Here is an 18,682-nt window from a genome sequence, read left to right as displayed (position 1 = left end):
TCCGGGATAGCTGTGCCGATCGTCCGAAACAAGCATTCGACCGCTTTGCCGCATCACAGCAATGGCGATGCCAGCGCGAACAGGTTGTTGCGCAGCCGCCGCAACCTGCTCCAATCCCTGACTTCGCGTAGGGTCATTTCACGGGATCTCTCGATATAGGTGGCCTGCCGGGCATTCAGATCGTCGACAAAACCGGCATCAAAGACGCACATGTTCATTTCGTAATTCAATTCGAAGCTGCGGCGATCCAGATTGGCGCTGCCGATCATCGCCATGCGGTCATCGACGGTCATGATCTTGGCGTGCAGCAACCCAGGTTGATACAGCATCAGCCGCACCCCCGCCGACAGCAGGCCAAAATAAAACCCCTGACTGGTCGCGCCGACGACAAGCGAATCATTCCGGGCAGGCAGGATCATGGTCACATGCACCCCTCGCCGTGCCGCCGCACGGATCGCGGAATCCAGCGCCGCATCGGGAACATAGTAGGGTGTTGTGATGGTGACGCTTTCCTGGGCCGTTGCCAGCATGGTGATCAGGCAGTCGGAAATGCTGCCCGCGCGACGGTCGGGGCCGGTCGGGATGGCCTGTGCCACCTCGCCCGGATCACCGACAGCGTCCACCAGTTGCAGCATGTCGCCCAGATCGCGTCCGGTATAGCTCATCCAGTCCGCCAGAAAAACCGATTGCAACTGGCGCACCACCGGGCCTTTGACCGCAAAGAAGACATCAACCCAGGGGGCAAAGCGCGGCTTCACGGCAAAAGCCATGTCAGAACAGTTGCGGCTGCCGGTAAAGCCGATCCTGTTGTCCACGACCAGAACCTTGCGGTGATTGCGCAGGTCCAGGCGTTTGAACAGGATGTTGACAAAGGGCAGCCCCCAGGGAAAGGCCGTCACGCATTCCGCGCCGGCCTTTTCCATCTGTCCCCAAAGCTCCGACCGCACCAGCGACCGCGATCCAAGGGCATCGACGATGATCCGGCACTGCACGCCACGGCTTGCCGCGCGGCTGACGGCATCGGCGACCTTTTGGCCGCTGTGATCGGGCAGCCAGATGTAGAACAGGATATGAACATGGTCCGTGGCACTGTCGATCGCATCAACCATATGGTCGATGACGGCATCGGATTCTTCCAGCAACGTGATCTTGTTGCCCGAGAGCGCCGCCATACCGCCAACCGCGGCATTTGTCGCGACAATCGTGCGCGCATATTCCGGCGGTCGGGCCACCAGATGCGGGCTGGGCGTGCGCAGCCCCGTCAGCCGGTCACGAACGTCGGCCATGCGCTGCACCTCGGCATGGTTCATCCGAACCTCGCCGAACAGGACATAGGCCAGGATGCCAACCACCGGAACCGCGTCGATCACCATGATCCAGGCCAGCCGGACCGAGGGGTCCAGCCTTGGCCTGATCAGCACGCGGGCAATCAGCGTCCATGTCAGCGCGGTATTGATCAGAACAAAAGCAGAAGCCCACATGCCGCGCATCATCTGCGGTCGCCCCGGCAATTGCAATTCCCTCTCATGCGGCCTATTTCCAAAGCTGCAACAAGCCCGAGGTCGCCCGCGAATGAACTGGATCACCAACTACGTCCGCCCGCGCATCAACTCGCTCTTCTCGCGCCGCGAGGTGCCCGAGAATTTGTGGACCAAGTGTCCCGAATGCGGGACGATGCTGTTTCATCGCGAATTATCGAACAACCTGAACGTCTGCACGAACTGTGACCACCATATGCAGATCTCGCCGCGCGAACGCTTTGCATCGCTGTTCGACGCAGGCGCCTTTGTCGAGGTGAAGGTGCCCGAACCGATCGCCGATCCGCTGCAATTCCGCGATCAGAAGAAATATCCCGAACGGATGAAGGCCGCGCAGAAATCCACCGGCGAAAAAGAGGCGATGTTGGTCGCCGAAGGCGAAATGGGCCGCACGCCCATCATCGCCGCCGCCCAGGATTTCAGCTTCATGGGCGGGTCCATGGGCATGTATGTCGGCAACGCGATCATCGCCGCCGCCGAACGAGCCGTGAAGACCAAACGCCCGCTGGTGCTGTTTTCGGCAGCCGGTGGCGCGCGGATGCAGGAAGGTATCCTGTCGCTGATGCAGATGCCGCGCACGACCGTTGCCGTCGAAATGCGAAAGAGGCGGGTATTCCCTACATCGTCGTGCTGACCCATCCGACAACGGGCGGCGTCACCGCCAGCTATGCGATGCTGGGCGATATCCAGATCGCCGAGCCGAACGCTCTGATCTGTTTCGCCGGGCCGCGCGTCATCGAACAGACCATTCGCGAAAAGCTGCCCGAAGGGTTCCAGCGCGCGGAATATCTGCTGGAACATGGGATGCTGGATCGCGTCACGCATCGCAAGAACATGCGGGACGAACTGATCTCGATCCTGCGCATGGTGGGCAAGATGCCCGCGCCGACCAAGGCCGATCTGCCCTCGCCCACAGCCGAAGAACTGGCCGCGACGACGGCCAAACCGGCAGAGCAGCTCAAGAAAGCGGGCTAAGCCATCAATCCTAAGCGGGGTCAAGCACCCCAAGCGGTGCTGACATGAGCGATTCCGACGCGATCCTTGACCGGCTGATGTCCTTGCACCCCAAGGTCATCGACCTGACGCTGGACAGGATGCACCGCCTGCTGGCCGCGCTTGGCAACCCGGAACGCCATATCCCTCCGGTCATCCATATCGCGGGCACCAATGGCAAGGGGTCAACGCAGGCCATGATCCGCGCCGGGCTGGAAGCGGGGGGCAAACGCATCCACGCCTATACATCGCCGCATCTGGCGCGGTTCCACGAACGTATCCGGCTGGCCGGGGATCTGATCCCGGAAACCGATCTGGCGGCGCTTCTGGAGGAATGCGAGGCCGTGAATGACGGTCAGCCCATCACTTTCTTTGAAATCACAACGGCGGCGGCGTTTCTGGCATTTTCGCGCGTTCCGGCCGATTACACCTTGCTGGAGGTCGGGCTTGGCGGGCGGCTGGACGCCACCAATGTCATCGACACACCGCGACTGACCGTGATCACCCCGGTCAGCATCGACCATACGCAATATCTGGGCGACACGCTGCCCCTGATCGCTGCCGAAAAGGCCGGAATCATCAAGCGCGAAGTGCCGGTGATCATTGCCCCACAACAGGATGAAGCGTTGCAGGTCATCGAAAACCGCGCCTCGGGCCTGTCGGCGCCGATCCATGCCTACGGCCAGCACTGGATGGTTGCGCCGGATCGCGACGGGATGATCTATCAGGACGATCTTGGCCTGTGGGATTTACCCCTGCCCAACCTGATCGGCCCGCACCAGATCCAGAATGCCGGAACCGCGCTTGCGGCGCTGCGCCAGTTGGGTGCGACGGATGCGCAGGCGATGGCCGCTGTCACCACGGCCGAATGGCCCGCGCGGATGCAGCGGCTGACGCATGGCCCGCTGGTTGAACTGACCGGGCCGCAGGGCGAATTGTGGCTGGATGGCGGTCACAACCCGGCAGGCGGAGAGGCCCTGGCAGCAACGCTTGCCACAATGCCCAAGCGGCCAACCCATCTGGTCTGCGGCATGCTGAATACCAAGGACGTCACAGGCTATATGCGCCCGCTGGCCCCGCATGTTGCCAGCCTGACCGCAATCAGCATACCGGGCGAACAGAACACCCTGACTGCCCAAGAGACGGCTGGCTTTGCGGCGGATGCCGGTATAAGCGCCCGAACAGCCGCCTCGGCGGCGGATGCCATTCGCGATATCATCGCCAACACCCCGCATGCCCGCATCCTGATTTGCGGTTCGCTGTATCTGGCCGGGCGTATTCTGCGCGAGAACGGTTAATCCCGCTTTTCCGCCTGCACACCCCAGTCAGCATCCTGCATTTCGCGCAACCGACTGGCCGTGCGTTCAAACTCAAAGCTGCCCTCGCCTTCATTATAAAGCTGTTCCGGCTGATCCGCGGCGCTGGCGATCAGGCGCACCTTGGCCTCATACAGGGCGTCAATCAGGGTCACGAAGCGCTTGGCCTCGTTGTAATAGGACGATGACAGGCGTGGAATTTCGTCGATCAACAGCACCTTGACCCGCTGCGCCAGCGCCAGATAATCCGCCGGACCCAAAGGCTGTGCGCACAAATCCCAGAAACTGCCCCGCGCCGCATCGGCGGTAGAGGCCGGGAGCTGATAGCTGCGCCCGCCCACCGTGATCACGCAGGGCGCAACCTCGGCACCCTTGGTCAGGTCCGCCCAGATCGCATCCATCTGTGCCCGCGCCTCGGCATTGGCTGGGCTGAACCAGACCTGCCCGCCGGTTGTGCGGCCCTGCCGGTGATCGGTTTCACTGTCCAGCCTGACGACCTCCATCCGTTCGCGGATCAGGCCGATGAAGGGCAGGAACAACTGACGGTTCAGGCCATTCTTATACAGATCTTCGGGCACGCGGTTCGATGTCGTGACGACCACCACGCCCTGATCGAACAGCACCTGAAACAGGCGCCCCACGATCATTGCATCCGCGATATCGGTAATCTGCATTTCGTCGAAACACAGCAGGCGCACCTTGCGTGCCACCTCTATCGCGACGGGTTTTACGGTGTCCTGATCGCCACGTTTACGCGCGGCATTCAGCCCGGCCTGAATTTCCTGCATGAATTCGTGGAAATGCACGCGTCGCGCCGGAACCGGAGAGGCTTCGGCCATCAGGTCCATCAACATCGACTTGCCCCGCCCGACGCCGCCCCAAAGATACAAGCCCTTGATCTGGGCCCGCCCATCGGCCGGTTCGCGACTGCCAAAGAAGGAACGCCAGCTGGATTTCGGCTTGTTTCCCGCGCCGGAACCCGATGACAATTCAGCCAAAACGCGGTCCATATATGGCAGAACGGATTCTTGCGCCGGATCGGGGGTCAGTTTCCCTTCGGCCACGCGCTGTCGATACAGGTCAGTGATCTTGCCCATGGACTGCAATTTGCACGTTGCTGAATCGCAGACAAGTGCCAATTCAACGGCTTGACCCGCCCTGCTGGCCTGTGCCACGCCAGACCAAAGCCGGAAAGGAATACCGATGACGCGACCAACGCCCGATCTGATCGCCGGGGTGCCCGTCCTGTTCGTGATGGCGGTGGATACCGAATATGGCGACCATCTGCGCCAGCGGATCAATCCGCTGTTCACCGGCATCGGCCCGGTCGAAGGCGCGGTCAAACTGACCCTGGCACTGGCGCAGATGCACAGCCTGCCCAAGTTGATCGTCTCGCTTGGCTCCGCCGGGTCGGCCAGCCTGATGCAGGGCGAGGTGTATCAGGTCACCGGCGTGGGGTATCGCGATATGGATGCCTCTCCCTTGGGTTTCGACAAGGGGCAGACACCGCTTCTGGATCTGCCGATCCGGGTCGGCCTGCCCTTGCGGATCCCCAATGTGCCTGATGCGACCCTGTCCACCGGCGCCAATATCGTCAGCGGCGAGGCCTATGATGACATCCCCGAGGACATGGTCGATATGGAAACCTTCGCCCATCTGCGGGCGGCGCAGCACTTTGGCGTTCCGCTGATCGGGCTGCGTGGCATATCCGACGGCGCGGCCGAGCTGCAAAGTCTGACGGACTGGACGCAATATCTGCATGTCGTGGACGCAAGGCTGGCCGCCGCCGTGGACGCATTGTCGCAGGCAATTTCAGACGGCGATATAGAGCTTTAACAGCCGCGACGCTTGTCCTTATGATGCCCCGGGCCTAAACGGGCCCAGGTTTTGTTACTGAAAAGGTTGCGATGGCACGCGGCACTCCCTCATTGGAAGATCGACCGACCAGCAAAAAGGTGGGTGCATTGCGCGCGCTGCTGCCCTTTGTTTTGCCCTATCGCGGACAGGTTCTGATTGCGCTGCTGGCGCTTGCGCTGACCTCGGCCATCAGTCTGGTCCTGCCGCTGGCTGTGCGTCGTGTGGTGGACAATTTTGACGATGGCGCGGGGCTGCTGAACGAATATTTCGGCGCGGCGCTGGCTATTGTCGCGCTGCTGGCCGTCGGAACGGCGGCGCGCTATTTCTTCGTGACCCGGTTGGGCGAACGTGTCGTGGCCGATATTCGCAAAGCCGTCTTTGCCCGCGTCGTCACGCTAAGCCCGGCGTTTTTTGAACGCGTGATGACTGGCGAAATTCTGTCGCGGATCACGACCGACACGACGCTGATCCAATCCGTGATCGGATCGTCGCTGTCCATCGCGCTGCGAAATATGCTGATTCTTGCGGGCGGGCTGGCCATGCTGGCCCTGACCTCGGTCAAGCTGATGGCGCTTGTGTTGCTGATCGTGCCTTCGATCCTTGTGCCGATCATCGTGTTGGGCCGCAGGCTGCGGCGGCTGTCGCGGGCTAATCAGGACCGGATCGCAGCCTCATCGGGGGCGGCGTCCGAAACATTGCTGGCCGCGCAGACCGTGCAGGCCTATACCCACGAAGCCCGCAGCATCGAACAGTTCGATGCGGCGACCGAACAGTCCTTTGATGTCGCGCTGACCCGGATCAAGACGCGGGCGCTGATGACCGCCATTGTGATCTTCCTGATCTTTGCCGGCGTGATTGGGGTGCTGTGGATGGGCGCGCGCGATGTGCGCACAGGCGCGATGACCGCCGGGCAATTGGTGCAATTCGTCATTTACGCGATCCTTGTGGCCACCTCTTCGGGCGCGCTGTCGGAAATATGGGGCGAATTGCAGCGGGCGGCAGGCGCAACCGAACGGCTGGGCGAATTGCTGGCAGCCGAAGACAACCTGACGGATCCCGCCAATCCGGTGCTTTTGCCGCGCCCGGTCCAGGGGAGGATCGTGCTGGAGGGTGTCAGTTTCCACTACCCGACCCGTCCCGATACCTCCGCGCTAGAGGGGATCAGCCTGACGATTCACCCCGGCGAAACCGTGGCCTTGGTTGGGCCCTCCGGCGCGGGCAAGACGACGGTCATTCAACTGGTTCAGCGTTTCTGGGACCCGGCGACGGGGCGCGTTACGCTGGACGGGATCGACCTGCGCGATATGCGCCGCGATGATTTCCGCCAGGCGATGGCGCTGGTGCCGCAAGACCCGGTGATTTTCGCCGCATCCGCCGCTGACAATATCCGCCTTGGCCGCCCCGATGCCACGGATGCCGACGTGCAGGCCGCCGCCCGTGCGGCCCATGCGGATGCGTTTATCCAAGCCCTGCCAATGGGTTATGCAACCCCATTGGGGGAACGCGGCGTGATGCTGTCAGGCGGCCAACGCCAGCGTATCGCCATCGCCCGCGCCATCCTGCGCGATGCGCCGGTTCTGCTTCTGGACGAGGCGACAAGCGCGTTGGACGCCGAATCCGAAGCGTTGGTGCAGGCGGCCGTTGCGCAATTGTCCGAAGACCGCACGACCATCGTGATCGCCCATCGTCTGGCCACGGTCAAAAAGGCTGATCGCATCGTCGTGTTGGAACATGGCCGCATCGTGGCCGAAGGCACGCATGACGCGTTGGTCGCAGAAGGCGGGCTTTATGCCCGCCTTGCGCGGATGCAGTTTACCGACAACGCCTTGCCGCTGGTCGATGAGGACGCAGAACCCCCATCGGGTCTGGCTGCGAACTGATCCCTATTTCGGCGCGGCATAGACAGCCGCCCAGAAGCGGGTCCGCCCATCTGCGCCGATGGCCTGACCGATGCCGTATTCGCGGACCTGTGGGATCATGATATTGTCGCGGTGACCGGACGACGTGTTCCAGGCATGCAAAACATTCGACTGGCTGAACGGCCCCGCCGCAATGTTTTCGGCGGTGACCATCGGTCGATAGCCCGCCGCCTTGACCCGCGCCCCCGGACCAGAGGTCCGCGTGCCCCGATGCGTCATCGTTCCGCGCTTTGCCATGTCACAGGCATGGCTGGCCGCGACCTGAGCCAGCAGATTGTTGGCGCGAACCGGCTGCAAGCCCGCCTGCTGTCGCATCGCATTCGTCGCCGTCGCCCCGTGATGATTTTGCGTGGCGCTGGTTTTCAGGCAGGTCGCGTCACCTGCAATGCTTGCCTGCACATCATGCGGTTCCTTTACCGGGTTTTTGGTCGAGGCGTGTGTCGTTGGCTGGGCGCATGCGGCGAGCAGCGCCAGACAGCCCATGAGTGGCATGGACTTCATCAGTTTCATCTTATCGAGCTTTCCTATGGAATGTTGCCTGCCCGGAAGCTCGCCCGGACGAATCCCTCATACACAACCAATGGTTGATAATCTACTAACGGAGGCGGGTTTCCGCCGCAGGAACCCTTGACCGGCCCACGCGTTAAGCACCAGAAATGACCACACTCACCCGAAAGGACAGTCAGAATGGCCATCTGGGACTTTGTAAAAGACGCAGGAAAATCGATTTTCGGCAAGGCCGAAGCAGCTACGCCGAAAGCCGCCGAACCGGCAGCAAAACCGGCTCAGGACGCAGAAACGACCCGCAAGGTGAATGCGCTGAAGGCCGAATTGAAGGCGCTCAACCTGGACAAAGACGACGTGCATCTGACCCTTCGCGGCGACACGGTAAAGATCGAAACGCGCGGTGCAGATCGTGAAACGCTTGAGAAGCTGATTCTGGCCGTCGGCAATATCGAAGGCATCGCCAAGGTTGAAGCCGATCTGCCGCCAGCCCAGGGGGACGCGAAAGAGCCCGTTTTCCACACCGTCGCAAAAGGCGAAACCCTGTCAGCCATCGCAAAGAAATATCTGGGCGATGCCAACAAATACAACGCCATTTTCGAAGCCAACCGCCCGATGCTCAGCCATCCGGACAAAATCTATCCCGGTCAGAAACTGCGCATCCCGCAATAATCGACCTGGGAAACCCTGTCTGCGCGGCGTCAGCACCGTCTGACGCCGCGTTTTACATCATATTTCTGCCAAAATGCTTGCCCGTGTTCCGTCACTTGGCCCATGTTAGGCACCGGAGCGGGACTGATGATGTCGTCCCGGAAGGGGAGGATACATGAGCCGCTTTGCAAGCTATGAAAACCGCGACGCCATTGAGGCGGAAATGCCTTATGAGGCACGCGATCTGCCAAAAACCCTCTACGGTTTTGTTGCTCGCACCGCCGCACGCTTTCCCGACCGTCCCGCGATCAGTTTTCAGCTTCTGGCCGGCCCGAAAGACCATTCGACGACCCTGACCTGGAGTGATTTCCTGAACCGGGTCACGGAGACCGCCAACCTGTTTCGCAGTCTTGGCGTCGGCCCAACCGACACCGTGGCCTATCTGCTGCCCAACAGTATCGAAACGCCAGTCGTCCTTGTTGCCGGCGCGACGGCGGGGATCGTCAACCCGATCAACCCGCTTCTGGATGCAGAACAGATCGCTGGCATCCTGCGGGAAACCAACGCCAAGGTGCTGGTGACGCTGAAGGCATTCCCGAAAACAGATGTCGCCGAAAAAGCTGCCGAAGCCGTGGCCAAGGCGCCCAACATCACCCATATCGTGCAGATTGACCTGAACCGCCATCTGACGGGACTGAAGAAATTCATCGTCCCCCTGATCCGGCCAAAGGTCAAAACCCGCCATCACGCCACCGTTCTGGATTTCGAAGCCGCAACCAGCGGCAAGAATCACAACCGCCTGGATTTCGAGGACGTGCAGGAAGACCGCATCGCCGCCTATTTCCACACTGGCGGCACCACCGGCACGCCCAAGGTCGCGCAGCACAAATATTCCGGCATGATCTACAATGGCTGGTTGGGCGGATCGCTGCTGTTTGATGAAACCGACGTGCTGATGTGCCCGCTGCCTATGTTCCACGTCTTTGCCGCCTACCCGATCCTGATGTCCTGCATCGCCTCGGGGGCCCATGTGGTCATGCCAACACCCGCTGGCTATCGCGGCGACGGCGTTTTCGACAACTTCTGGAAGCTGCTGGAACGCTGGCAATGCACCTTCCTGATCACCGTGCCGACAGCCATTTCGGCGCTGATGCAGCGCCCGGTGAATGCGGATGTAGCGACCCTGCGGACAGCCATCTCGGGCTCGGCCCCGTTGCCGATCGAACTTTACAACCGTTTCAAGGCAGCGACCGGCGTCGAAATCTCCGAGGGCTATGGTCTGACCGAGGCGACCTGTCTGGTCAGCTGCAACCCGGTGGATGGCCTGAAAAAGGTCGGTTCCGTCGGCATCCCCCTGCCCTATACCCATGTCCGCATCCTGAACCATGACGATGTGGGAAATGTGCATGAATGTGGCGTCGATGAGGTCGGTGAGATCTGCATCTCGAACCCCGGTGTCTTTCCCGGCTCGACCTATACCGAAGCGGACAAGAACCATCGCCTGTTCACCGAAGACCGTTATCTGCGGACCGGCGATCTGGGCCGACTGGACGCGGATGGCTATCTGTGGATCACCGGACGCGCCAAGGATCTGATCATTCGTGGCGGCCACAACATCGACCCGGCCGAGATCGAGGACGGTTTGCTAAGCCATCCGGCCGTCGCCTTCGTAGGCGCGATTGGCCAACCGGATGCCTTCGCTGGCGAACTGCCCTGCGCCTATGTCGAACTTGTGGCGAATGCGTCCGTCACAGTCGAAGACCTGATGGAACACGCGCGCACCCATATCCATGAACGCGCTGCCATTCCGAAATATCTGGAAATCCTGCCAGAGCTTCCCAAGACCGCCGTTGGCAAGATTTTCAAACCCGATCTGCGCAAGCTGGCAATCAAACGCGTCTACGACGCCGCCTTGCAAGGCACGGGCGCGACCGTGGCCGAGGTGATCGAGGATAAGAAACGCGGCCTGGTGGCCCGCCTGACGCGCAATGCCTCGACCGATGAAGCCGTCGTCAAATCCAGGCTGGGAGAGTTTACGTGCCCGTGGGAATGGGTCTGATCGCGGAAAAACCTTTCGGATCTGGACGAAGTTGGCTAAGACGCTGCGCAACATTCCGCGCGCCGCCCTGAGCTTACGACCAAGGATATTCCATGAGCGAACCACTACCCGACGAAGGCTGGTCCCGCGAAATCATTCTGCTGAAGAACGCCGTTATCTGCCCGCCCACCGCTACGGTGCTGCGGCCCCCCTGTGGGGTCTATTCGGCCGATGGGGATTGCCTGCACGCGTCGCTGTGGCGTGGTGGCGTGCGAATGACCGTTGGCGGCAGCCCAGACACGGTCCCGACCGCAAAAATTTCAGGCCGGCACATGTGGGGCGGGCTGTTCTATGGCCATTTCGGGCATTTCATGACCGAAACCATGTCGCGCTGCTGGGCCTTTGATCGCGACGATATCGAAAGTGTCATCTTTGTGCCTAAACATGGCAAGTTGACGGATTTTCGGGCTTACCGGCTGGATTACTGGAACCTGCTGGGGCTGACGGCAGAGATCAACGTCGCCCATGAAGCCATCGAGGTCGAGGAATTACTGGTTCCCGGCCAAGGCTTTGGGCTGGGCAAGATCGCCAGGGGCACGCCCGAATATCGCGAAACGATGCGCAAGCTGACGGTCCGCGTGCCCGATGACGAACCGCGCAAGATCTATATCTCGCGCACCAAGTTCTTTGGTCGTGGCGGTGTTCTGGCCGAGCAGGCGCTGGAAGAAAATTTCACGCGTCAGGGCTATACCGTCATCAACCCGGAACGGATGCCCCTGGTCGATCAATTGCGCGTCTACAAATCAGCCACGCATATCGTCGGCGTCGACAGTTCGGCCTTTCATATCGCAGGCATGGTCGCAAACCCGTCGCAGGAATATGCCTTCATCCTGCGCCGTGACAACAATGCCCATGACTCGATTGCGTTGCAGATCGAAGGCATGACCGGGAAATCGCCCCATATCATCGACGCACTTGCAGCCAACTGGATGGAAGAGGCCCAAATAAGATCCAACCACCTGAGCTGGGGCGAGCTGGACCACGAGGTTCTGGCCCGCAAATTGCAAGAGATCGACTTCATCCAGGATGCCGGTATCTGGGAAGCACCCTCAAAAGAGCTGATGGAGAGCAGCATCGACTATGCCAATACCCGCAGCCTGACCGAGGGTCTTGTCCGCAAACCCATCGAACGCCTCAACGACGCCTAAACCGCAGGACATCCCGACATGAACGACCGCGACGTACGAATTCTGGGTGTTTGCCGCTTTTCCATGTTGGGTCGCGGCGACTGGAAAATCTACAGGAACCAGCCTGACGAGGCGCTGGAGGGGATCTATGCAACGCAGGCGTTGGAGTTGTTCGATCCCACCCGGATCGAGGCGCGACTGCAAACCTTTCAACACCTGACGCTGCGATCGCTGGCAAATCAGTCTGACGCGGATTTTCAGCTTCTGGTTATCTCATCGGACCGCATGCCGCAGGAATATCAGGACAAGCTGCGGGACATCTGTCGCGGCGTGGAACAGGTCGTTCTACGCTTTCTGCCGCCCACCCATATTTCAGACGCGATCAAACAGGTGGCCGAAGAGATCGGGTTGGACCTGAAGGATACGATGCAATTCCGGCTGGATGACGATGATTGCGTGGCCAAGGATTATATCCGCCGCCTGCGCCGTCACGCCGTCTGCATGTGGCGGAACGCGCATTTCGCGGTCAGCTTTCCGTCGATTTTCTACTGTGTCACGGACGGCCCGACCGAGGGGATCTATAACTGGTTCAGCCCTTTCTTTAGCGCCGGTGCCTGCATTCGCCACACGTCGCGCACGATCTTTGACTATGGTCATTACGCGATCCCGCAACGACTGGTCGCCGTCACCGATCCGCATTTTCCCAATATCGTGACGCATCGCGGCGACAATGACACACCGCGTCATGCACCCGAAGTTCTGCGCAAACGCGGCATGTCGCTGGCATCAAAGAATGATGTGCAGCGCGCGGTCGAGCGTCACTTTGACTATCTGACGCCCGAAGGGCTGGCGCTGTGCAGCTTTGACAAGATGATGGGCTGATCAGGCGGCCTCTACACCCAAAGTCTTGCGACCGCGCTCGATCAGTTCCCGCAGATCGGCCAAGCTCAATTCGCCAAAGGCCGCTTCGTCGCCGCAGATAAAGGTCGGCGTGCCAACCAGGCCCATATGCTCGGCCAGTTCGGAGCTGGTCTGGATATGTTTATCAACATTTTCGGCCTGCATATCCGCGCGCAGTTTCGCCTCATCCAGCCCTACCTGACGGGCGATACGCATCACGCTTGGCTCCTCGGCGCGGTCCTTCATGGTCAGAAGTGCGGCGTGGAACTGCCAGTATTTGCCTTGACTCAGCGCCGCCAGCGACGCGCGGGCCGCAAATTCGGAGCCCGGCCCAAACACCGGCCATTCACGATAGGTCACGCGCAACTGCGGATCAGAAGACACGATCTGCTGGATCGTGCCGACCATCTTTTTGCAATGCGGGCAGTTGTAATCAAAAAATTCGGTCAGCGTGATGTTACCCCGCGGATTGCCCAGAACGGGCGAGGTCGGATCACGTTCCAACGCCTGTCGCAATTCTTCCGGCATGGGGTTTGCCCGATCGGTCGTCTGCGCAAAACCCGGCAGAGCATGGACAACGCCAAGGGCAGCACCGCTGGCAAGAACAAGGCGACGGGTCGGCATGGCAAATCCTTTCGGCTGAAATCGGCGAATATCGCCAATGGCGTGACGCGACCTTAGCGCATCCGCAGACCAAGACACGAGGGGCCACCCCTCACTTTGCCGTCAGACCCGTTCTGCCCGATGAGCCGGAAAATGATGCTCTGGCAAAAGTTTGCGTGCTTTCCTGCCGCCATCGCCAAAGACCTGCCATCCCAAAAGGATAGGCTGCACTGAAACCCGGTTTTTGTAGAAGTTTGCGCGATTCGGGCGCATGGTATTGGGGTGATCCGCTACGCTTTCAAAGACGAAGCCATGCACCGTTTCATCATGCTTATCGCCATGACCAGCCTACTGGCGGCGCCTGCGCTGGCGCAAGATGTCCAGACGACCAAGCAGCCTGCCAGCCCCGCACAAGAGGCCGGGGTAAAGGTGCGGGTCGCGAATCCCGAAACGCAACCAGCCGTCACGCCCCCCGTTCGGCAATCCGGCTGTTTTCATGAAAAGAGGGAGAACGCATAGGTCGTATGCGGCTTTGCAGGCCACGAACGACGACGGACTTGGCCAGGGTGTTGGCCACCACCGTCAGTCAGAACATGTTTTCAAGTTGAATTGATATTTTTCTGTAAAGCGGAGTACGAAATTGGCTTACCTCAGAAACTCGACCTTCGAGACCGGGCTGGCCGGCTGGAATCGCATCAACGGTGCAAATCAAGTCACAATGGCGATTATCAACGACGGAACTGCCAGATCGGGCCAAAACTTCCTGCGCGCCAAAAGCGATGTCGTGGATGGGTCAGTCGGAACCGATTTTGCCATCCCATCGACCTCGGGGGCGCAACCCGCTCAGGCCGACAATGCCATGAATTTCAGCGTCGGGGCGTTGGCATATATTCGCGCGGCGCCCGGGGGACCGCCCGTGCAGGGTCACTTCAAGTTGTGGTCACTGGGGCTTGAGAGCAGGCCCGAAAATTCCAACGGAACCAATTTCCGGGTCGGCAATGACTGGTCGCTGATCATGTGCGCACTGGATGGGACCTCATATCAATATCTGCGGGCAGAAAACCGCTACGGTTTCCCCACCATCCGGGTCGAGTTCTATCTACAGACGCCCGGCGCTTATCTGGATATCGATACGGTTTTTGTCAGTTGATCATGGATCAAAGGCGATATGCCAGCGATGGATCACCATCGCTGGCATATTAGATTTGGGCGAATGTGCCAAATTACCGCGTAAATTTCTTATACTTCACGCGCTTCGGCTCGATGCTGTCCGGGCCCAGACGGCGCACCTTGTCTTCTTCATAGGCTTCGAAGTTGCCTTCGAACCATTCGACATGGGCGTCGCCTTCGAACGCAAGGATATGCGTGCACAGACGGTCAAGGAAGAAGCGGTCGTGGCTGATGATGACCGCGCAACCGGCGAAGTCCTCCAGCGCGGCTTCCAGCGCCTGCAGGGTTTCCACGTCCAGATCGTTGGTCGGTTCGTCCAGCAGCAGCACGTTACCGCCCGATTTCAACAGCTTGGCCAAATGGACACGGTTCCGTTCACCGCCGGACAGTTGGCCGACCTTTTTCTGCTGGTCGGACCCCTTGAAGTTGAACGCCGAGGCATAGGCACGACTGTTCATCGTGGCGTCGCCCAAAGCGATCAGTTCGGCACCACCGCTGATTTCCTCCCACACGGTCTTGTTGCCATCCAACGCATCGCGCGACTGGTCAACGTAAGACAGTTGCACCGTATCGCCCAGGGTGATGCTGCCTTCGTCGGGCTGCTCATTCCCGGTCAGCATGCGGAACAGGGTCGATTTACCTGCGCCGTTCGGACCGATGACACCGACGATCCCGCCCGGGGGCAGGGCAAAGTCCAGATCCTCGATTAGCAGCTTGTCACCCATGGCCTTTTTCAGCCCCTCGACCGCGATCACCTTGCCGCCAAGGCGTTCGCCGTTGGGAATGATGATCTGGGCGTTGGTGATCCGTTCCCTTTCGGTCTTGTTGGCCATTTCATTATAGGCGTTGATCCGGGCCTTTTGCTTGGCCTGACGGGCCTTGGCACCGGCGCGAATCCATTCCAGTTCCTTTTCCATGACCTTTTGCTTGGACTTGTCCTCGCGCGCTTCCTGGGCGACGCGCTTGGCCTTGGCTTCCAGCCATGAGGAATAGTTCCCCTCATGCGGCAAGCCGCGGCCTCGCTCCAACTCAAGAATCCAACTGGTGATATCGTCAAGGAAGTAACGGTCGTGGGTCACAATCAGGATTGTGCCCGGATATTCAATCAGGTGCTTTTGAAGCCAGGCGATGGTTTCGGCGTCAAGGTGGTTGGTCGGTTCGTCCAGCAGCAGCATGTCTGGCTGTTCCAACAACAGCTTGCACAACGCGACACGGCGGCGTTCGCCGCCCGACAGAGTTTCGACATCGGCATCGTCAGGCGGGCAACGCAGGGCCTCCATCGCGACGTCGATCTGGCTGTCCAGATCCCACAGGTTTTCGGCGTCGATCTCATCCTGCAGGGCGGCCATTTCTTCGGCGGTTTCATCCGAATAGTTCATCGCCAGTTCGTTATACCGGTCAAGCTTGGCCTTTTTGGCCGCCACGCCCAGCATCACGTTGCCGCGCACGTCCAACGCCGGATCAAGATATGGCTCTTGCGGCAGATAGCCGACGGTGGCGCCCTTTGCGGCCCACGCCTCGCCCGAGAAATCCTTGTCCAGACCGGCCATGACCTTCAGCAGTGTCGATTTACCGGCACCGTTGACGCCCACGACGCCGATCTTGACGCCCGGAAGAAAGTTCAGGCGGATATTTTCAAAGACCTTCTTGCCGCCGGGATAGGTCTTGGACACGCCGTCCATGTGGTAGACGAACTGATAGGACGCCATGGGAATCTCCTGCAAATGTTGGACGCTATGTAGGCGATTGCCGGGTCAGAGAAAAGGTCAGCGTGTCTGTGACGCGAAATCTGCCCCCAAATTGCGGATCAGAAAGTCCATCTGCGGCTGAAGCCGCTGCTTTAGCGCGGCGATTGCCGCGGCCGGGGGCTGATGGCCTTCGGGATTGGCGAAAACCTTTTCCGTCAGGTCGTGATAGCTTTGCGGCTCGATGCCCAGATAATCCTCGACCTGTCGCATGACGCCTGCCGGATCGCCGGCAATGCGGCCAAAGGGGATAACCAACATATCGGGAAAGCGTCCCTGCCAGCGCGGCAGATAGGTGGCGTAATCGCCACGCTCATAAAGGACGGGGTTATCCAGTTCGGCCAGCCAGTCGGCATCGGTATTCAGGCGACGCTGTTCGCGCAGCAAGTTCATCCGCAGCTGAGAAATCGTGCGGTCAACCGGGTGACGGATCAGGTAGATGATCTTCGCCTTGGGGAGAAACTGGCGAACGAAATCAACCCCCTCATCCGGCAGGGCGGAATATTCGGGGGTAAAGTCCAATGGCATCGCGCCTTCGGGGGCCGGGGCAAAGACGCGCTTATACCATTGGTTATGAAACATCTGGCCGCTGGTGATCGCGTTCAGATAATCGTCCAGTTCCGGCGGCATCGGCACATTGCGGCGCTGGTGACGCTGACGGATTTCCTGTGGCTTGTTGCGATAGTGCCAACCGATCCATTTGCGATGGCCCGAAATGAAGCGATGGTTGAAAAACTGCACCTCTTTAAAGGGCGGTATCCAGACTTGTGGATGCTGGCCCAGCATCTGCGCCAGCCAGGATGTCCCGGCCTTCTGCGCCCCGATGCACAGGGCCGCCGGTTTGCGTGGCAGCCCCGCAGGATCGAATGCGGGGCTGATGGTAATCAAAGACGACCCCAAAGGTCGTATTCGCCCGCCTCATCCACGGTGACGGTGACGATATCGCCGGGCTTCAGCACCTCGAACCCCTCGTCGATGAACAGGTTTCCGTCGATTTCCGGGGCATCGGCCTTGGTCCGGCAGGTGGCACCGTCTGCGTCCACCTCATCCACGATCACCTCGATCCGCTGGCCAACCTTTGCTGCCAGCTTGGCTTCGGAAATGGCCTGTGCCTTTTCCATGAAGCGGTCAAAGCGATCCTGCTTGACGTCGGGGGCGACGTGGTCGGGCAGGTCATTGGCGCGGGCACCGGCGACGTTTTCGTATTGGAACGCCCCGACGCGGTCCAGTTGCGCCTCGTCCAGCCAGTCCAGCAGGGTCTGAAACTCTGCCTCGGTTTCGCCGGGATAGCCCACGATGAAGGTCGAGCGCAACGAGATGTCGGGGCAAACCGCGCGCCAAGCTGCGATTTCGTCCAGCGTTCGGGCAGCCGCTGCGGGCCGCGCCATGCGCTTCAGCGTATCGGGATGGGCATGCTGAAACGGGATATCCAGATAGGGCAGGATCAGGCCATCCGCCATCAGCGGGATCAGATCGCGCACATGCGGATAGGGATAGACATAGTGCAGACGCACCCACGCCTCCAAGGACCCCAGATCACGCGCCAGATCGGTGATATGGGCGCGATGGCCGCGTTCGGTTTCAAACTTTCGGTCAACGCCATAAGCGCTGGTATCCTGACTGATGATCAGCAATTCCTTGACCCCGGCCTGAACCAGCTTTTCCGCCTCTCGCACAATGGCATGGGCTGGACGGCTGACCAGTTTGCCGCGCATGTCGGGGATAATGCAGAATTTGCACTTGTGGTTACAGCCCTCGGAAATCTTCAGATAGCTGTAATGGCGGGGCGTCAGGCTGACCCCGGTGGCAGGCAGCAGGTCGATAAACGGGTCGGGGCTGGGCGGCGCCGCATCATGCACGGCATCCAGCACGGATTCGTATTGATGCGGGCCGGTGACGGCCAGAACCTTGGGATGCGCACCGGTGATATATTCAGGCTCTGCCCCCAGACAGCCGGTGACGATCACGCGGCCGTTTTCCTGCAGCGCCTCGCCAATCGCCTGCAGGCTTTCCGCCTTGGCGCTGTCCAGAAAACCGCAGGTGTTCACGATCACCGCGTCCGCGCCCGCATAATCGGGGCTGATCGCATAACCCTCGGCACGCAGGCGCGTCAGGATGCGTTCACTGTCAACCAGCGCTTTCGGGCAGCCAAGGCTGACCATGCCAATGGTGGGCTGTCCCTCGCGGCGTTCCCGGGGGATCGTGGCGCGGGCTAGATCGGGGCGGATGATGGGCGGGTTCAGACTCATGCTGGCGTAACT

At 60.3% G+C, this 18,682-nt stretch carries 16 protein-coding genes and 1 pseudogene; 10 read left to right on the top strand and 7 right to left on the bottom strand.

Going from position 1 to position 18,682, the window contains the following annotated elements; all coding sequences use genetic code 11:
- Positions 1-53 precede the first annotated feature (53 nt).
- Positions 54-1,481 carry a cardiolipin synthase gene (gene cls, locus H4P12_RS07450; RefSeq protein WP_187793023.1) on the bottom strand — a complete coding sequence of 476 codons (1,428 nt, stop codon included), beginning with the start codon at positions 1,479-1,481 and terminating at the stop codon, positions 54-56.
- A gap of 91 nt (positions 1,482-1,572) precedes the next feature.
- Between cls and accD the strand changes: the two are divergent.
- Positions 1,573-2,513 (top strand): annotated as a pseudogene (gene accD, locus H4P12_RS07445) (acetyl-CoA carboxylase, carboxyltransferase subunit beta).
- A 44-nt stretch (positions 2,514-2,557) separates the two neighbouring features.
- Positions 2,558-3,829: a bifunctional folylpolyglutamate synthase/dihydrofolate synthase gene (locus tag H4P12_RS07440; protein ID WP_187793022.1), complete on the top strand. Its 1,272-nt coding sequence runs from the start codon at positions 2,558-2,560 to the stop codon at positions 3,827-3,829.
- Here the strand turns inward: H4P12_RS07440 and zapE are convergent.
- The gene (gene zapE, locus H4P12_RS07435; protein ID WP_187793021.1) at positions 3,826-4,944 is read right to left on the bottom strand and encodes a cell division protein ZapE; all 1,119 of its coding nucleotides are present in this window, start codon (positions 4,942-4,944) and stop codon (positions 3,826-3,828) included. The two genes, H4P12_RS07440 and zapE, sit on opposite strands and share 4 nt — an antisense overlap.
- 106 nt (positions 4,945-5,050) lie before the next feature.
- Here zapE and H4P12_RS07430 point away from each other — a divergent pair, with 106 nt between their 5' ends.
- The gene (locus tag H4P12_RS07430; protein ID WP_187793020.1) at positions 5,051-5,683 is read left to right on the top strand and encodes a 5'-methylthioadenosine/S-adenosylhomocysteine nucleosidase; all 633 of its coding nucleotides are present in this window, start codon (positions 5,051-5,053) and stop codon (positions 5,681-5,683) included.
- Positions 5,684-5,754: 71 nt separating this feature from the next.
- A complete protein-coding gene (locus tag H4P12_RS07425; protein ID WP_187793019.1) occupies positions 5,755-7,584 on the top strand; it encodes an ABC transporter transmembrane domain-containing protein in 1,830 nt (609 codons plus the stop codon).
- Between the two features lie 3 nt (positions 7,585-7,587).
- Here the strand turns inward: H4P12_RS07425 and H4P12_RS07420 are convergent, their stop codons facing one another.
- Positions 7,588-8,133, bottom strand: a complete 546-nt coding sequence (locus H4P12_RS07420) for a CAP domain-containing protein (RefSeq protein WP_246449038.1) — start codon at positions 8,131-8,133, stop codon at positions 7,588-7,590.
- A 177-nt stretch (positions 8,134-8,310) separates the two neighbouring features.
- Between H4P12_RS07420 and lysM the strand changes: the two genes are divergently transcribed.
- The 4 genes from lysM to H4P12_RS07400 all read left to right on the top strand — a co-directional run bounded on the left by lysM (position 8,311) and on the right by H4P12_RS07400 (position 12,885).
- Positions 8,311-8,799, top strand: coding sequence for a peptidoglycan-binding protein LysM (gene lysM, locus H4P12_RS07415; protein WP_187793018.1), 489 nt, complete (start codon positions 8,311-8,313; stop codon positions 8,797-8,799).
- A gap of 154 nt (positions 8,800-8,953) precedes the next feature.
- On the top strand, positions 8,954-10,837 hold the full coding sequence (locus H4P12_RS07410; protein ID WP_187793017.1) for an acyl-CoA synthetase: 1,884 nt from the start codon (positions 8,954-8,956) through the stop codon (positions 10,835-10,837).
- Positions 10,838-10,929: 92 nt separating this feature from the next.
- Positions 10,930-12,024, top strand: a complete 1,095-nt coding sequence (locus tag H4P12_RS07405; RefSeq protein WP_187793016.1) for a glycosyltransferase family 61 protein — start codon at positions 10,930-10,932, stop codon at positions 12,022-12,024.
- A gap of 18 nt (positions 12,025-12,042) precedes the next feature.
- Positions 12,043-12,885 (top strand): glycosyltransferase, encoded by an 843-nt coding sequence (locus tag H4P12_RS07400; RefSeq protein WP_187793015.1) that lies wholly within the window; start codon positions 12,043-12,045, stop codon positions 12,883-12,885.
- Here H4P12_RS07400 and H4P12_RS07395 read toward each other — a convergent pair whose 3' ends face one another.
- Positions 12,886-13,527, bottom strand: coding sequence for a DsbA family protein (locus H4P12_RS07395; protein ID WP_187793014.1), 642 nt, complete (start codon positions 13,525-13,527; stop codon positions 12,886-12,888).
- 261 nt (positions 13,528-13,788) lie between these two features.
- Between H4P12_RS07395 and H4P12_RS07390 the strand changes: the two genes are divergently transcribed.
- Both H4P12_RS07390 and H4P12_RS07385 read left to right on the top strand, forming a co-directional pair.
- Positions 13,789-14,025 carry a hypothetical protein gene (locus H4P12_RS07390; protein ID WP_187793013.1) on the top strand — a complete coding sequence of 79 codons (237 nt, stop codon included), beginning with the start codon at positions 13,789-13,791 and terminating at the stop codon, positions 14,023-14,025.
- Between the two features lie 121 nt (positions 14,026-14,146).
- Complete coding sequence (locus H4P12_RS07385) at positions 14,147-14,656, top strand: hypothetical protein (RefSeq protein ID WP_187793012.1); 510 nt, start codon at positions 14,147-14,149, stop codon at positions 14,654-14,656.
- A 73-nt stretch (positions 14,657-14,729) separates the two neighbouring features.
- Here H4P12_RS07385 and ettA read toward each other — a convergent pair whose 3' ends face one another.
- The 3 genes from ettA to rimO are packed head-to-tail and all read right to left on the bottom strand — an operon-like array spanning position 14,730 to position 18,670.
- Positions 14,730-16,385 carry an energy-dependent translational throttle protein EttA gene (ettA, locus tag H4P12_RS07380; protein WP_187793011.1) on the bottom strand — a complete coding sequence of 552 codons (1,656 nt, stop codon included), beginning with the start codon at positions 16,383-16,385 and terminating at the stop codon, positions 14,730-14,732.
- A 57-nt stretch (positions 16,386-16,442) separates the two neighbouring features.
- Positions 16,443-17,309, bottom strand: coding sequence for a sulfotransferase family protein (locus tag H4P12_RS07375; protein WP_223115731.1), 867 nt, complete (start codon positions 17,307-17,309; stop codon positions 16,443-16,445).
- Positions 17,306-18,670 carry a 30S ribosomal protein S12 methylthiotransferase RimO gene (gene rimO, locus H4P12_RS07370; RefSeq protein ID WP_187793010.1) on the bottom strand — a complete coding sequence of 455 codons (1,365 nt, stop codon included), beginning with the start codon at positions 18,668-18,670 and terminating at the stop codon, positions 17,306-17,308. The genes H4P12_RS07375 and rimO overlap by 4 nt, the downstream gene beginning before the upstream one ends.
- Positions 18,671-18,682: the final 12 nt, after the last annotated feature.

This window comes from Paracoccus amoyensis (assembly GCF_014490725.1).
Taxonomy (GTDB): domain Bacteria; phylum Pseudomonadota; class Alphaproteobacteria; order Rhodobacterales; family Rhodobacteraceae; genus Paracoccus; species Paracoccus amoyensis.
Note: the sequence above shows the minus strand (reverse complement) of the source record. Positions and strands in the feature narration are given on the sequence as shown.

What these genes read in the sequence shown, in the direction of transcription:
- rimO (WP_187793010.1), bottom strand. Translation starts at nt 18,670, where the DNA reads ATGAGTCTGAACCCGCCCATCATCCGCCCCGATCTAGCCCGCGCCACG.
- H4P12_RS07440 (WP_187793022.1), top strand. Translation starts at nt 2,558, where the DNA reads ATGAGCGATTCCGACGCGATCCTTGACCGGCTGATGTCCTTGCACCCC.
- zapE (WP_187793021.1), bottom strand. Translation starts at nt 4,944, where the DNA reads ATGGGCAAGATCACTGACCTGTATCGACAGCGCGTGGCCGAAGGGAAA.
- cls (WP_187793023.1), bottom strand. Translation starts at nt 1,481, where the DNA reads ATGTGGGCTTCTGCTTTTGTTCTGATCAATACCGCGCTGACATGGACG.
- H4P12_RS07400 (WP_187793015.1), top strand. Translation starts at nt 12,043, where the DNA reads ATGAACGACCGCGACGTACGAATTCTGGGTGTTTGCCGCTTTTCCATG.
- H4P12_RS07425 (WP_187793019.1), top strand. Translation starts at nt 5,755, where the DNA reads ATGGCACGCGGCACTCCCTCATTGGAAGATCGACCGACCAGCAAAAAG.
- lysM (WP_187793018.1), top strand. Translation starts at nt 8,311, where the DNA reads ATGGCCATCTGGGACTTTGTAAAAGACGCAGGAAAATCGATTTTCGGC.
- ettA (WP_187793011.1), bottom strand. Translation starts at nt 16,385, where the DNA reads ATGGCGTCCTATCAGTTCGTCTACCACATGGACGGCGTGTCCAAGACC.
- H4P12_RS07405 (WP_187793016.1), top strand. Translation starts at nt 10,930, where the DNA reads ATGAGCGAACCACTACCCGACGAAGGCTGGTCCCGCGAAATCATTCTG.
- H4P12_RS07420 (WP_246449038.1), bottom strand. Translation starts at nt 8,133, where the DNA reads ATGAAACTGATGAAGTCCATGCCACTCATGGGCTGTCTGGCGCTGCTC.
- H4P12_RS07430 (WP_187793020.1), top strand. Translation starts at nt 5,051, where the DNA reads ATGACGCGACCAACGCCCGATCTGATCGCCGGGGTGCCCGTCCTGTTC.
- H4P12_RS07410 (WP_187793017.1), top strand. Translation starts at nt 8,954, where the DNA reads ATGAGCCGCTTTGCAAGCTATGAAAACCGCGACGCCATTGAGGCGGAA.
- H4P12_RS07395 (WP_187793014.1), bottom strand. Translation starts at nt 13,527, where the DNA reads ATGCCGACCCGTCGCCTTGTTCTTGCCAGCGGTGCTGCCCTTGGCGTT.